The sequence below is a fragment of the Microbacterium sp. NPDC087868 genome, from assembly GCF_044900755.1.
Taxonomy (GTDB): Bacteria; Actinomycetota; Actinomycetes; order Actinomycetales; family Microbacteriaceae; genus Microbacterium; species Microbacterium galbinum.
In genome coordinates, this window is the sequence record NZ_JBJDNO010000005.1 from 70,508 (window position 1) to 83,686 (window position 13,179).

Annotated in this window: 13 protein-coding genes; 8 read left to right on the forward strand and 5 right to left on the reverse strand. The window is 58.8% G+C overall.

The window, feature by feature from the left end:
* Nucleotides 1-118 precede the first annotated feature (118 nt).
* The 3 genes from ACI2JZ_RS16850 to ACI2JZ_RS16860 all read left to right on the forward strand — a co-directional run bounded on the left by ACI2JZ_RS16850 (nt 119) and on the right by ACI2JZ_RS16860 (nt 2,394).
* The gene (locus tag ACI2JZ_RS16850; protein WP_332727036.1) at nt 119-1,294 is read left to right on the forward strand and encodes an NADP-dependent malic enzyme; all 1,176 of its coding nucleotides are present in this window, start codon (nt 119-121) and stop codon (nt 1,292-1,294) included.
* Between the two features lie 175 nt (nt 1,295-1,469).
* Entirely contained in the window at nt 1,470-1,913 is a 444-nt protein-coding gene (locus ACI2JZ_RS16855) for a DUF4262 domain-containing protein (RefSeq protein ID WP_404598644.1), read from the forward strand.
* Nucleotides 1,914-1,965: 52 nt separating this feature from the next.
* Nucleotides 1,966-2,394, forward strand: a complete 429-nt coding sequence (locus ACI2JZ_RS16860) for a DUF4262 domain-containing protein (RefSeq protein WP_105656255.1) — start codon at nt 1,966-1,968, stop codon at nt 2,392-2,394.
* 24 nt (nt 2,395-2,418) lie between these two features.
* Here the strand turns inward: ACI2JZ_RS16860 and ACI2JZ_RS16865 are convergent, their stop codons facing one another.
* The gene (locus ACI2JZ_RS16865) at nt 2,419-3,900 is read right to left on the reverse strand and encodes an amino acid permease (protein WP_404598646.1); all 1,482 of its coding nucleotides are present in this window, start codon (nt 3,898-3,900) and stop codon (nt 2,419-2,421) included.
* A gap of 607 nt (nt 3,901-4,507) precedes the next feature.
* On the opposite strand from ACI2JZ_RS16865, the gene ACI2JZ_RS16870 reads away from it, so the two are divergent.
* Complete coding sequence (locus ACI2JZ_RS16870; protein ID WP_105656257.1) at nt 4,508-5,353, forward strand: CoA ester lyase; 846 nt, start codon at nt 4,508-4,510, stop codon at nt 5,351-5,353.
* Nucleotides 5,354-5,439: 86 nt separating this feature from the next.
* Here the strand turns inward: ACI2JZ_RS16870 and ACI2JZ_RS16875 are convergent, their stop codons facing one another.
* The 4 genes from ACI2JZ_RS16875 to ACI2JZ_RS16890 all read right to left on the reverse strand — a co-directional run bounded on the left by ACI2JZ_RS16875 (nt 5,440) and on the right by ACI2JZ_RS16890 (nt 9,300).
* Nucleotides 5,440-6,930, reverse strand: coding sequence for a sodium:alanine symporter family protein (locus tag ACI2JZ_RS16875; RefSeq protein WP_105656258.1), 1,491 nt, complete (start codon nt 6,928-6,930; stop codon nt 5,440-5,442).
* A gap of 227 nt (nt 6,931-7,157) precedes the next feature.
* The gene (ykgO, locus tag ACI2JZ_RS16880; RefSeq protein WP_081461171.1) at nt 7,158-7,280 is read right to left on the reverse strand and encodes a type B 50S ribosomal protein L36; all 123 of its coding nucleotides are present in this window, start codon (nt 7,278-7,280) and stop codon (nt 7,158-7,160) included.
* Nucleotides 7,270-8,331 (reverse strand): GTP-binding protein, encoded by a 1,062-nt coding sequence (locus ACI2JZ_RS16885; RefSeq protein ID WP_404598648.1) that lies wholly within the window; start codon nt 8,329-8,331, stop codon nt 7,270-7,272. The genes ykgO and ACI2JZ_RS16885 overlap by 11 nt, the downstream gene beginning before the upstream one ends.
* Before the next feature lie 111 nt (nt 8,332-8,442).
* Nucleotides 8,443-9,300, reverse strand: coding sequence for a fumarylacetoacetate hydrolase family protein (locus ACI2JZ_RS16890; RefSeq protein ID WP_105656260.1), 858 nt, complete (start codon nt 9,298-9,300; stop codon nt 8,443-8,445).
* Between the two features lie 220 nt (nt 9,301-9,520).
* Here ACI2JZ_RS16890 and ACI2JZ_RS16895 point away from each other — a divergent pair, with 220 nt between their 5' ends.
* Genes ACI2JZ_RS16895 through ACI2JZ_RS16910 form a run of 4 tightly spaced genes read left to right on the forward strand, consistent with a single transcriptional unit; the run spans nt 9,521 to nt 13,116 of the window.
* Nucleotides 9,521-10,162 carry an ABC transporter permease gene (locus ACI2JZ_RS16895; protein ID WP_105656261.1) on the forward strand — a complete coding sequence of 214 codons (642 nt, stop codon included), beginning with the start codon at nt 9,521-9,523 and terminating at the stop codon, nt 10,160-10,162.
* The gene (locus tag ACI2JZ_RS16900; RefSeq protein ID WP_332728116.1) at nt 10,155-11,417 is read left to right on the forward strand and encodes a betaine/proline/choline family ABC transporter ATP-binding protein; all 1,263 of its coding nucleotides are present in this window, start codon (nt 10,155-10,157) and stop codon (nt 11,415-11,417) included. The genes ACI2JZ_RS16895 and ACI2JZ_RS16900 overlap by 8 nt, the downstream gene beginning before the upstream one ends.
* Entirely contained in the window at nt 11,414-12,142 is a 729-nt protein-coding gene (locus ACI2JZ_RS16905; protein WP_105661999.1) for an ABC transporter permease, read from the forward strand. The genes ACI2JZ_RS16900 and ACI2JZ_RS16905 overlap by 4 nt, the downstream gene beginning before the upstream one ends.
* Nucleotides 12,139-13,116, forward strand: a complete 978-nt coding sequence (locus ACI2JZ_RS16910) for a glycine betaine ABC transporter substrate-binding protein (protein ID WP_219844107.1) — start codon at nt 12,139-12,141, stop codon at nt 13,114-13,116. Before ACI2JZ_RS16905 ends, ACI2JZ_RS16910 begins: the two co-directional genes overlap by 4 nt.
* Nucleotides 13,117-13,179 lie beyond the last annotated feature (63 nt).

Genomic DNA, 13,179 nt, shown 5'->3' on the forward strand with positions numbered 1-13,179 from the left:
GTGGGTCACGCTCCATTGCGGTCGGATGAATGGTCATGCGCGTTCCTACGCTCTGCCACCAATTTCGTGGGTACTGCGTTTTCGTCAATCAGAACTTTCTTGAAAGAAGAGCTATTCAATGTCTGTTGAATCCACTAAAGACCTGTCCACCATCACCGACGAAGAGATTTTCGACGCCCATCTTGGCGGCAAGCTTTCCGTCTCATCGCAAATGCCGCTGAACACCAAGCGCGACCTGTCCATCGCCTACACTCCGGGTGTAGCCAAGGTATCCCAGGCCATCGCAGACGATCCAGCCAAGCACGCCACCCACACCTGGGCCTCCCGCCTGGTTGCTGTGGTTTCGGACGGCACCGCTGTGCTGGGCCTGGGCAACATCGGCGCCGCTGCCTCGCTTCCGGTCATGGAAGGCAAAAGCGCCCTGTTCAAGGAATTCGGCGGTCTGGATTCGATCCCGCTGGTATTGGACACCACCGACGTCGATGAAATCGTCGAAACCGTCATTCGCCTGCGCCCGAGCTTCGGCGCCGTGAACCTGGAAGACATCTCCGCCCCGCGCTGCTTCGAAATCGAAAAGCGCCTGATCGAGGCGCTGGATATCCCGGTTATGCACGATGACCAGCACGGCACCGCGGTGGTAGTGCTGGCAGCTCTGATCGGCGCTGCCCGCCAGACCAAGCGCGACATCAGCTCGTTGAAGGTCGTCATCTCCGGCGCTGGTTCGGCTGGCGTCGCCGTCACCAATCTGCTGCTTTCGGCCGGCGTGGATGACGTCATCGTGCTCGACTCGCGTGGCACCATCCACCGCGATCGAGACGACCTTAATCCGGTCAAGGCCGACCTGGCCAGCCGCACCAACCGTGAAGATGTCATGGGTGGCCTGGCCGAGGCACTGGACGGCGCGGATGTCGTAGTAGGACTTTCCTCGTCGACCTTCGAAGAAGCTGCCGTGGCGAAGATGAACAAGGACGCCATCATCTTCGCGCTGTCCAACCCGACCCCGGAAATCATGCCGGATGCTGCCGCGAAGTATGCGGCCGTGGTGGCCACTGGCCGCAGCGACTTCCCGAACCAGATCAATAACGTGCTGGCCTTCCCTGGCATCTTCCGCGGCGCCCTGGACTCGGGCGCCAAGAAGATCACCGAGGGCATGAAAGTCGCGGCGGCCCATGCCATTGCCAACCTGGTTGGCGATGATCTGGCAGCGGATTACATCATTCCTTCGGCAACTGATGACCGCGTGATGCCTGCTGTTGCCGCGGCTGTGGCTGCGGAAGCAGAAAAAGCCAAGTAGAAGAAGCTGGCGAAAAAGCACTGCCTGCAACGACTCGTTGCGGGCAGTGCTTTTTTCATGCGCCGGCCTATTCTGAGGCCGTTGTCTCGGGATATCCACAATCGTAGAAAGTTCCTGCCGGGGCGATGAATTCGCGCCATACTTGCTGGCATCAGATCAACCAAGGAGGAATGCGATGAGTAATCCTGAAGGCGTCCATCTCAGTGTCCCCAGCTCGTTGCCCGAAATGCAGCTACTTGGCGTTGTTGCGCTGCGCGAAATATCAGAGAGGGGGTATGCCGTAGTGCTCAGCACTATGGCAAGGCAGCAACAGGTCCTGGGGTACACACTGGGATTGGCGAAACGAGGGCATCCTGAAATCGTCAGTATCGGTGGAGACGAAGATGATGTTTTTGGGCTTCTCACGCATCTGGCATCACAAGTCGTCGAGCATGGACAAGTCTTTTCCGAAGGTACCCACAACACATCGCTATTTAGCGAGCTCATTTTCTCGGAGCCAGAGGCGGAACTGAACACTCTTCCCCTCACCAGTCTGATCCTTGGCGACATCCCGATAAGAACTCTGCATTGCACGGAACCCAGGGACTTCGCCGTGATCCAGCAACAGTCGGCTCACTAGGAACTGCGCCGCATCGTCAAAAGATGAGCAGGCAGAGGAAAGGAACTTGACCATGTGCGATATGTGCAATGGCATGACACGCAAGCAACTGGAAGCCCTGATCGACCAGCGGATCCGCGACTACGGACATGAAGTGATTTTTGTTGAGTCGGACCGGATCAGCCCATCGCTTGCCTACACCGTTGGCCTGAGTCGCATCGGGCACCCAGAATTCCTTGTTCGAGGGCTGGACATGGATGACAGCATTCAGATGCTCAACGGATTTTCTGCGTCCGTGCTGGAATGGAATGAGGTTTTCGCCCACGGGCACACCGGCCGCTGGAAGGACGGAACACTGTTGTACTTCTCCAAGATCAGTACCGGAATCCGCAAGCAGGTGCCATTGGCTTATCAGAGGTACGGAGAAAGCCTGGGGTTGCTAGAAGTCTTACTCGTCGGCCGGGATATCCCTTACGAATATGTAGTTGCCCGGCACAATTAGGCCTTGGCATCCTTTGCCAAGGGCCTAGCTTCGCCGATGGATTGCAGCGGCCTCGTTCTCCGCGCGGACTTTTGCCCGATGTGCTGCGCGCAGGGCCTGATGGCCATCGGATTTGCGCACCTTCAGGTAGAACATTCCAACTACAAGGAACCACAGGGGCGTAGCCAGCAACGCAGCACGCGTATCGGCCTGCGTGGTCAATGCCCACAGGACGAATACGAAGAAGGCTAGGACTATGTACGGGGCTCCCATGCCGCCGGGGACCTTGAACTTGGAGGCATCATGCAGCTGCGGGCGGCGCTTGCGGAAGGCCAAGTAGCTGATAAGGATCATTGACCAGACGAACATGAAGCACAGGGCAGACACCGTTGTGACCAACGTGAAGGCCTGGGCTACGGAGTCACCCGCGTACAACAGCACGACGGCAGCAAGAAGGAAAATGCAGGAGAACAGCAACGCGTTGCGTGGCACCTGCGTGGCAGAAAGCTTGCTGAACTTCCGCGGAGCGTCTCCATCTTGCGACAGGGCGTACAGCATGCGCGATGTCGAATAGATTCCGGAATTTGCACTTGAAGCGGCGGCCGTCAGCACGACGAAGTTGACCAGACCTGCAGCTGCGGCCAAGCCAGCCATCGAGAACATGCCAACGAATGGCGATGCATCAGCGGAGAACTTGTACCAGGGGGTGACGGCCATCAGGACGGTCAAGGCACCGACGTAGAACAGGATCACGCGCAGCGGAATGGAATTGATGGCCTTCGGGAGATTCTTTTCAGGATCCTTGGTTTCAGCCGCAGCCGTACCTACCAATTCAATGCCGACGAAGGCGAAAACGGCGATCTGGAAGCCTGCGACGAAGCCCATGAAACCAGTGGGGAACATGCCGCCGTGCGCCCACAGGTGGACGAAGGAAGCGGTGTCTCCCTCGGAAGAACTGAACCCGGTGGCAATCATTGCCAGGCCGCAAACGATCAACGCCAGGATTGCAACGATTTTCACCAAGGAGAACCAGAACTCGGTTTCGCCAAAAGCCTTGACCGTGGGCAGGTTCAGCCCGACCAATAGCAGGATGCAGCAAAGCGCGGGGAGCCACAACGGGATCTCGGACCACCAGTAGGCGATATACTGGGCAATCGCGACTACGTCCGCAATGCCGGTGACAACCCAGCAGAACCAATAGGTCCAGCCGGTGAAGAAGGCAGCCCAAGGTCCCAAGAGATCGCCGGCAAAATCTGCGAAGGTCTTGTAGTTCAAGTTGCTGAGCAGGATCTCGCCCATGGCACGCATGACGAAAAAGAGCATGAAACCGATGATCATGTATACGAAGATGACGGACGGTCCAGCAGCGGAAATGGTCTTGCCGGAGCCCATGAACAAACCGGTGCCGACTGCTCCGGAGATCGCCATGAGTTGGATGTGCCTGCTGGACAGGCCGCGCTCAAGTTGCGTTCCGTCGGAAACGGTTTTCACTTGCGTGGAATCGTTCGCCACGGCTGCACCTTTCATGAGCAGATCCCTTCGGTTTTTCGAAGGAGACGGCCTGCTCGGAAGAAGAACTAGACCGCTGGAAGAGGTTATCGCAGATATATTGACCAGCTATATTTGGCCGTCACCGTGGACTGCGAGCAAGCTTAACAGTTGTGAAATTGGTTATACGCCACTGGATTCGGGCAGGCAGCCCGCTGCTTCGCGCAGTAGCCAGATGGGCAGAACCTGCACTTGAATGGGGCATTTGGATGCTGCTGGACCGCAGGCTGGCGGCATCTACCCGAAAATAAAGCCGCGGGAAATTGTGCGAAGGAAATCCTCCGGTTCCGGCAAATGGAATTAGCGGGAGGCGGTTGATCTGGAGAATCAGTACCACCGAAGATCAATACCCGTATGTCCCACCTGCAATCGGACTTCGGAAATGGCGGAACGCGGGAGCCGGGAAGCACCACGGGCAACACTGCATCCATGTTCAGCTCTACCGCGCAGAAGATGACCCGGCCCATCTTGGCAATGCGTAACAGGACTGCTCCAGCGCTGCATTCCGCGCCTTTTGGTTCACTTGAAGCAAATACTGTACATGGCCAGTGGAAGCTTGGAGGGCCAAGTGAGTAGTGTAGGACGTATGGCATTCCGAAATCGTCGAGCTGCGGCTCTTCCTGCAAAATTGTCCCGTTCCTGGCTCTTGGTCAATGCGGCCAAGGAGGAAACTTTCGCTCCTTCGCTGGCTTGTGAAGCGGACTCGGTGATTTTTGATATGGAAGCTGCCGTTCCTGACGACCAGAAGATCCAGGCTCGCGATAACGTAGTGCGCGCACTGTCCAATGGCATGACTGCGTGGGTGCGCGTCAACGGCATTGACACTGATTTCTGGGCCGATGACCTTGCCGCGCTGTCGGGAACTCCCGGCCTGCGTGGAATCATGCTGGCCATGACCGAGCAGCCTGAACAGGTTACCTACAGCGCGATGAGGCTGCGCGCGGGCACTCCGGTCCTGGCCTTGATCGAAACCGCTTTGGGTATCGAGAACGCCACGCAGATCGCTTCGGCCCCGGGTACCTTCCGCCTGGCGTTCGGCATCAACGACTTCCGCAAGGACACGGGCGTCTCCGACGACCCGATGGCACTGGCCTACGCACGCGGCCGGCTCGTGATCGCTTCGCGTGTAGGCAAGCTGCCTGGCGCTATCGACGGACCTCCACCGGCAGGTGCCGATGCCGCCAAGGTGACCGAAGAAACCCGCATCACCGCCTCCATGGGCATGACCGGCAAGCTGTCGTTGTCCACCGATCACGTAGATGGCATTAACGCCGCGTTGGCACCCAGCGAAGACGAGCTGTCTTGGGCCATGGAACTGCTCGAAGCGCACGCCGCCGGCGCTTCGGTGGGCGATGGCTCATACCTGCCGCGTCTGGCCCGTGCCCAGAAGATCGCCGACCTGGCCGACTCCTACGGCCTGTGGAACGCCTAAGCCTTTAGCTGTCTTCCAACAGCAAAGAACCCGTTCAGCATCTGGAATCAATCAGATGCTGAACGGGTTCTTTTAGCTTGCGGTGCCTATGCCTCGTGGGCACCGCGGTTGCGAGAGGAACCGACGACGTCGCCAGCCTTCCATTCAGCCCAACCCGGACGATCATTCATGAAGTCCTCGATCTGCGCCTTGTTGGCTTCCAGCTTCGGGTCATGCTTGAGGTACCAGTGGGTTTCGCGAGCCACCATGCCCGAGAGGATCAGTAGGCCGATCAGGTTCGGCAGCGCCATCAGGCCGTTCATCATGTCCGAGAAGTTCCAAACGGCGGTCAGCTCGGTGGTGCAGCCTACGTAGACTACCAGCGAGAAGACGATGCGGAATGGCATCACGAGCTTGCGGCCGAAGAGGCGCTCGATGTTGCGCTCGCCGTAGTAGCTCCAGCCCAAGATAGTGGAGAAGGCGAACATGACCAGTCCGATGGTCACGATCCAGTGGCCCCATTCACCAGGCAGGCCGTGGGTGAATGCCTGGCCGGTCATCAGCGCAGCGGAGATCTGCTCGCCGGTGGATTCATCGATCACCTTCCAGGTGCCGGTGGTGATGATGACCAGGCCGGTGCAGGTAACAACGATGATGGTGTCGATGAAGGTCTGGGTCATGGAGACCAGGCCCTGGCGAACCGGGTGGGTGGTCTGTGCCGACGCGGCAGCGATAGCAGCCGAACCCATGCCAGATTCGTTGGAGAAGATGCCGCGGGCAACACCGTACTGGACAGCGATGATGATGGCCGAGCCGACGAAGCCGCCAACAGCGGAAGTGCCGGTGAAGGCGTCGGTGAAGATCTCGCCGAAAGCTGCAGGAATGCCGCCGACGTTAGCGATCAGGATGTAGATCGATGCGGCCACGTAGAAGACGATCATGACCGGAACGAATCCAGCGGTGACACGGCCGATGGACTTGATGCCGCCGACCAGGACAGCGATCGACAGCACGGTCAGCACGACACCGGTAACCCATGGGGTGACGTGGAACGAATTCTCCAAGTTCAGGGCGATGGAGTTGCCCTGGGTCATGTTGCCGATGCCGAAGCAGGCCAGGGTGGCGGCGATGGCGAAGAACAGGGCCAGGAACTTGCCCAGCGGACCCTTAATGCCGCGTTCCAGGTAGTACTGCGGACCGCCGGACTTTTCGCCTGCGGCGTCGGTGCCGCGGTAACGCACGCCGAGATAGGCCTCGGTGTACTTCGATGCCATGCCCAGCAGGCCGGTGACCCACATCCAGAACAGGGCACCTGGGCCGCCGATGCCGATGGCGGTTGCGACACCGACGATGTTACCGGTTCCGACAGTGGCCGCCAGCGCTGTGGTCAGTGCCTGGAATTGCGAGATGTCGCCTTCTGCCTCGGCATCCTTGCGCTTGAGCAGGCCCAGGCGCAATGCGGCAGCGAGCTTGAAGAATTGCAGGCCACCCAAGCGGATGGTCAGGTACAGGCCAGTACCCAAAAGTAGCGGGATGAGGACAAACGGTCCCCAAATGACGGAGGAGATGTCCCCGAAGAGATCGCCCAAAGCGTCCATGGACTCAATATCCTTATGTGCGAGTGACTGATGATGAAGAGTTTCAGGCGAGAAGCCGATCCCCTTATGTGAGTGCCATCATATGGCAAGGGGAGAACTGTGTCACAAAGCGCGCTGGACGATGCCATGTCCGGTTTGTTAACTTTATTTCACGATCAGGCCCGGGGCTCGGGCTGGCTGCAGCATTGCCGGCATCCACCGAAGTGGACGCCGGCAATCTCCGGGCTTCAGCCTTGCCGCGCTTTCATACGCGGATTTTGCTTGTTGATCACGAAGACGCGACCTCGTCGTCTGACCACCTGGGAGCCGGGCGCCTTCTTCAATGCGCGGATGGAATTCCTAACTTTCATGCCATTCACCTCCTTCATGAAGTGCGGAGCTGAACAGGTCCTTGAGTTCTTCTTCGGTGACCTGGCATTGCTCGAAGACCGTCTCGATCTGCGAAGCTTCGTGTTCGGATCCGTAGAGCAGCAATTCCGAGACGGCGATATTCGAATTCCACGCGCCGGTGTTTTCCATCCAGATGCGCGGACCGGCTCCGCCGATGGCGACGCGCTCGCTGAGGGCACTAGCCACCCAGAGGATTCCGCGGATGCAGGTGCAGGATTCAGCCAGGGACGGCAGGGCTTTGCGGAAGCGCTCGGGATGAAGCGGACGTTCGGCATGCAGGCGGATCGGCGCAGTGCGGGCATTGGTTGCTGTTCGCGGCAGGTGCCCGGCCCTGGTGCGTTGGCGCGCTGCTCCGGGGTGGAAGGAGCCGAGTCCTTCTTCGTGCACGCAGATATGCGCATGCGGTGCCATCTGCCGAGCTAATTCTAGGCCGGCTTCATAGTCGGCGCCGCCAGCGCGTCGTGGACCGGTGGCGCTTTCGAGCAGCTGGGTTTCCAGGCCTTCGACCGGAATGAGGGTATCTGCCTGCATCAATTCGGTGAAGAAGAACTCTCCCGACGTCCTCGCATCGCGTTCCATGGCGTTGAATCCCGATTCCCAGAGGGTGTGCCGGTCCCACATCTGGTTTTCCAATTCGGCGGGATCCAGGGACAAGACGATGCTGCTGATCCGGATTTCCAGTGGTTCGAGCTTTGTCCCGAGCATGTCCAGCACTGTTCCGCTATGCCATGTGGCGGGCAACGCCAGGATCATTGTGGCCTCGGAATCTTCGGGGGCCAGGCGTTGGATCGTCGGCAGGATCTCGAACTTCGTGGCACAGCCGATGCAGGGGTGCCCAAGAACGGTTTCGGCATGTTCTGCGGCTGCAGATCCGGAGACGTGGCGCACCAGCCGATTGCCGTCGACGAAGTCATAGCGCAAGATGACGGCGTCAGGATGGTGGTGTCCCAGGTGGCTGAGGCCGGAGTCGCGGCTGGAAGTATCAAGTGCGGAGAGAACGATGAGATTCACGCGTTCAAGCTTATATGAGAATGAGTCTCAATAGCAAAATTGGGAACGGGGCTTAACGTCTCGGGGGCCCGCCCGCCAATGCGGACAGGCCCCCGGAAGCGACAAGGAATATCAGTTCTGCGGCGCGTTGAAAACTACCGCAGAGGTACCCAGGCCTTCGATCGAAGTTTCAAGTGAATCGCCGTGCTTGAGCCACGGGTGACGCCCATTCTCGTCGCGGCGGCCTAACGCAACACCAGAGGGCGTACCCGTCAGGATGACGTCGCCTGGCTGCAATTCATTGAATGTCGAGAGGTAGGAAACCAAGGCGTCAGCCGAGAAAATCAGATCATCGATCTGTTCGTCCTGCACCACGGTGCCATTGACCGTGCTGGTAATGCGGGCGGCGGGATCCAGCTCATCCGGGGTCACGAGCCACGGGCCCAGGGGAGTGGAACGATCCCAGATCTTGCCCTGCAGCCACTCTTGGGTGCGGCCCTGGTAGCCGCGCATCGACACATCGCTGGCCACGGCGTAGCCGGCAATATGCGCGGCAGCATCCTCCTGGCTGATGCGGCGACCCGGCTTGCCGATAATGATAGCCAGCTCTGCTTCGTAGTCCACCCGGTGGTCTTCCACTGGAATTTCGATGGTGTCCTTGGCACCGCATAGGGTGGAAGCGAACTTCGCGAACACCGTCGGATACTTCGGCAGGTCTTCGCCGACCTCGGCCGCATGCGTCTTGTAGTTCAACCCGATGCAGTAGATTTTCTCCGGCTTGGGGATCAGCGGAGCGTAGTCGGCTTCGCCCTCGGCGATGGAATCACCCACCAAAGCGCGAGCAACTACTTCTTGCTGAGTTGCGTCATCAAGACGCAGGAAACGCTGCACTGAATCGAGGTTGTCCAAGTAGTAGGCGCGGCCATCTTCAATGACAGCAGCGGTGGTATGGCCTGGTTCGCTGGCGAGGCGGAGCGTTGCAAGTTTCATGAATCTATCTCACTACACTTTTCGCTGAAAGTGCACCATATTTCGTGATCGGCAATTGATAGCAATTGGCCTTAAATACGGCCGAGCCAGAGCTTTGATCTGGAAAACGTGGCTTGGCCATGCTCCGCTGACCCGGATAAACTCATGGCAAGCTACGGTCCCAGAGACCAGTCTTGAAATAACGATCTAGATACGAAACTAAAGTGAAGCAGGTTTTAATGTGGGTGACTTTTTTGGCGAGCGATCTCGCCATATCCTCTTCGCCTCGTGGCAGCACTTCTCGCTAGTCGCGCAGTGCTTGATCCTGGCGACAATTATTGCTGTGCTGATTGCCGTATTGGTATACCGCAACAAGCCCCTATCAGGCTTGGCTAACGGCATTAGCGCCATCGGCCTGACTATTCCGTCCTTTGCCCTGATCGGTTTGCTTATTGTCCCCGTGGGCTTCGGGGTTACTCCGGCAGTCATCGTGGTGACGTTCTTCGCCGCCCTGCCAATTCTGCGCAACGCGATCGTTGGGCTGAACAACATCGAACCAACCATTATCGAGTCAGCGCGCGGCATCGGCATGAGCCGGCTGAAGACTCTGATATCAGTAGAAATTCCCATAGCTTGGCCGGTGATCCTGACTGGCGTACGAATTTCAGCCCAGATGGTGATGGGCGTCGCCGCAGTGGTCTCCTACGCCCTGGGTCCTGGCCTCGGCGGGTTCATCTTCCAAGGACTCTCGCGTCTGGGCGGCGCGAACTCCCTGGAATCCGTGATCACGGGCGTAGTTGGCGTCGTGATCCTGGCGCTCATCCTTGATTTGATTTTGCTCGGCATTGGCCGACTGACTACCCCGCGAGGTATCCGTGTCTGAACATAAGATCCCTGAAAATGCCGTGGCCCAGAATGTCACCGGCGCTTCGATCATGCTTGAAGAAGTAACCAAGACCTACCCGGGACAAAAGAAATCGGCCGTAGGCGGCCTGACCCTGGAGATCCCTGCCGGGTCCATCGTGATGTTCGTGGGGCCATCGGGCTGCGGCAAGACGACCACCCTGAAGATGATTAATCGCCTGATCGAGCCGACCAGCGGCAAGATCGTCATTGACGGCGAAGATGTCACCGGCATGAACGGTGATGAACTGCGCCGCCGCATTGGCTATGTGATCCAGGCTGGCGGCCTGTTCCCGCATATGACCGTGGCGACCAATATCGCCATGGTTCCAAAGATGCTGGGTTGGCCCAAGGAGAAGATCGCTGCCCGCGTCGACGAGCTGCTGGAACTCGTCTCGCTGGATCCGGAACTTTACCGGGCCCGTTTCCCCAAGGAGCTCTCCGGAGGCCAGCAGCAGCGTGTGGGCGTCGCCCGTGCATTGGCAGCGGATCCACCGGTCTTGCTGATGGATGAGCCATTCGGTGCAGTTGACCCCATTACCCGCCAGCGTCTGCAGGATGAGCTGCTGAACATCCAGTCTGAAGTCCAGAAGACGATCGTGTGCGTGACCCACGACTTCGACGAAGCGGTGAAGCTCGGCGACTGGATTGCGATCTTCAACGAAGGCGCGCAGCTGGAGCAGTACGACTCCCCAGAAAGGATCCTGGCCAATCCGGCCAGCGAGTTCGTGGAGAATTTCATCGGTTCGGGTGCCGGCTTGAAGCAGCTGACCCTGACGCGGGTGAACGAAGTGGAACTGGGAGAAGCCATCACCACCACACCGGGCAAGAATGCTTCGGAGGTGCTCTCGCAACTGCAGGGCGCCGGACGCAAATACGCGGTAGTGCTTGATTCGCGGGGACGTCCGCTGCGCCGCATGGACCGCCGGCAACTGTCGCGTGCCCAGATCATCGAGGGTACCTACGATGAATCCATGCCGGTCGTCGGTGAGCAGGCCACCTTGAACGACGCATTGGACACCATGCTGGTGGCCAGTTCCGAGTCGGCCCTGGTAACGGGACGCCGTGATGTGCTCACGGGTGTCATCACGGTGCAGACCGTCATGGAGGCGATCGCGGCCGCGAACAACACCACGGATGCTAATCACGAGGCGCCGGTTGGCCTGAACTCGGGTGCCATCAACGTCGTGAATATCGACAGTGCGGCCACCGGGCAGGATGGTGAATCGGCATGAGATCCGAAACCCGCAGCTTGATTTGGCAGATCGCCGGAATCGCAGCTGCTTTCGCCATCTTGGTGGGTTGGCTGGTGACAGCCGACCTGACCGAGACCGAACAGCAAACGCTGGATCCGGCAACGATTTGGGGCTACACCCTCGACCACCTGAAGATCACGGTCATCTCGGCGCTCATCGTTCTGCTGATCGCGATTCCGCTCGGCGTGCTGCTCACTCGCCCCGGACTGCGCAAGGCAGCCCCGGCGGTGCGCGCCATTGCCAACTTCGGCCAAGCCGCACCCGCCATTGGCGTCATCGTGCTCTTGGCCTTCTGGTTGGGGTTCGGCCCGAAAACTGCCATTGTCTCACTGGTGATCTATGCGATTCTTCCGGTGCTCTCCAACACCATTGTTGGCCTGCAGCAGGTTGATGAACGCCTGGTGGAGGCCGGGCGGGGAATCGGCATGAGCCAGATGTCCGTGCTGTTGAAGGTCGAGCTGCCGTTGGCCGTCCCGGTGATGCTATCGGGCATCCGCACAGCCCTGGTGCTGCTGGTAGGCACCGCGACGTTGGCAACCTTTATCAACGGCGGCGGGCTGGGCATCTTGATCACTACGGGAGTGAACCTGAACCTGAATGTGGTGCTGATTGCCGGCTCGTTGCTAGTGGCCTTGCTGGCTTTGACGATTGATTGGCTTGGCCGCGTCGTCGAACAGGTGGCACGACCGAGAGGACTTTCGTGAACCGCAAACTGAATTTAGCTGTCCTATCCATGGCCGCGCTGATCGGAATGACTGGGTGCGGACTTAGCCCATCGACCGGGACGGTGCCCAACGCCGGCCCCGCCGAGATCAAGCCGCTGGTCGAAAACGCTGAAGACACCACCGTGACCGTCACGTCCAAGTCCTTTACCGAGCAGCTGCTGCTGGGGAAGATCACCGTGATCGCGCTCAAGGCTGCCGGCTATGACGTCACCGACCTGACCAATGTTCCTGGCTCCCAGCCGGCACGTCAGTTGCTGCTTTCCGGCGACGCGAGCGTGCTCTGGGAGTACACCGGTACCGCGTGGCTGACCTACTTGGGCCACGAATCACCTGTTGTGGGTGAAGAAGAGCAGTGGCAGTCGGTGCACGATGAGGATGTTGCCAATGGAATTATCTGGGGAAATCCGGCACCGTTGAACAACACCTACGCATTGGCGATGAACGAAGAAACGACCAAGCGGCTGGGTATCACCAAGCTTTCCGAACTGCAGACGCTGGACCCCGAAGATCTGACGTTCTGCGTCGACCCGGAATTCAATTCCCGTCGAGACGGTCTGACTCCAATGCTGGAACACTACGATATCGACCGTGGTTCAGAAGTGGCTGAGGACAATATCGGTCTGTACGACGTGGGTGCCATTTACCAGGCAACCGCTAATGGCGCGTGCAACTTCGGTGAAGTCTTCACCACTGACGGGCGCATCAAGGCGCTTAACTTGACCGTGCTGGAAGATGACCGGAAGTATTTCCCAAGCTACAACGCCGCCCCGGCTTTCAACGGAGAATTCCTTGAAAAGCACCCGGAAATCCAGCAGATCATGGACAAGATCGCTCCGTTGCTGACTGATCAGGTCTTGATGGACCTGAATTACCAGGTGGACGTGGTTGGCCGTGAACCGGCAGATGTTGCCTTCGAATGGATGGTTGGCCAAGGCTTGGTCTCCAATCCCTAACCGAGGCAACGAAAACTGCATGGATTAAGCAATGGATCCCCGGCATCGCGATGCCGGGGATCC

Bases quoted from the DNA above. Each gene is read 5' to 3' on its own strand.
- ACI2JZ_RS16850 (WP_332727036.1), top strand. From the start codon at position 119: ATGTCTGTTGAATCCACTAAAGACCTGTCCACCATCACCGACGAAGAG.
- ACI2JZ_RS16855 (WP_404598644.1), top strand. From the start codon at position 1,470: ATGAGTAATCCTGAAGGCGTCCATCTCAGTGTCCCCAGCTCGTTGCCC.
- ACI2JZ_RS16860 (WP_105656255.1), top strand. From the start codon at position 1,966: ATGTGCGATATGTGCAATGGCATGACACGCAAGCAACTGGAAGCCCTG.
- ACI2JZ_RS16865 (WP_404598646.1), bottom strand. From the start codon at position 3,900: ATGAAAGGTGCAGCCGTGGCGAACGATTCCACGCAAGTGAAAACCGTT.
- ACI2JZ_RS16870 (WP_105656257.1), top strand. From the start codon at position 4,508: ATGGCATTCCGAAATCGTCGAGCTGCGGCTCTTCCTGCAAAATTGTCC.
- ACI2JZ_RS16875 (WP_105656258.1), bottom strand. From the start codon at position 6,930: ATGGACGCTTTGGGCGATCTCTTCGGGGACATCTCCTCCGTCATTTGG.
- ykgO (WP_081461171.1), bottom strand. From the start codon at position 7,280: ATGAAAGTTAGGAATTCCATCCGCGCATTGAAGAAGGCGCCCGGCTCC.
- ACI2JZ_RS16890 (WP_105656260.1), bottom strand. From the start codon at position 9,300: ATGAAACTTGCAACGCTCCGCCTCGCCAGCGAACCAGGCCATACCACC.
- ACI2JZ_RS16905 (WP_105661999.1), top strand. From the start codon at position 11,414: ATGAGATCCGAAACCCGCAGCTTGATTTGGCAGATCGCCGGAATCGCA.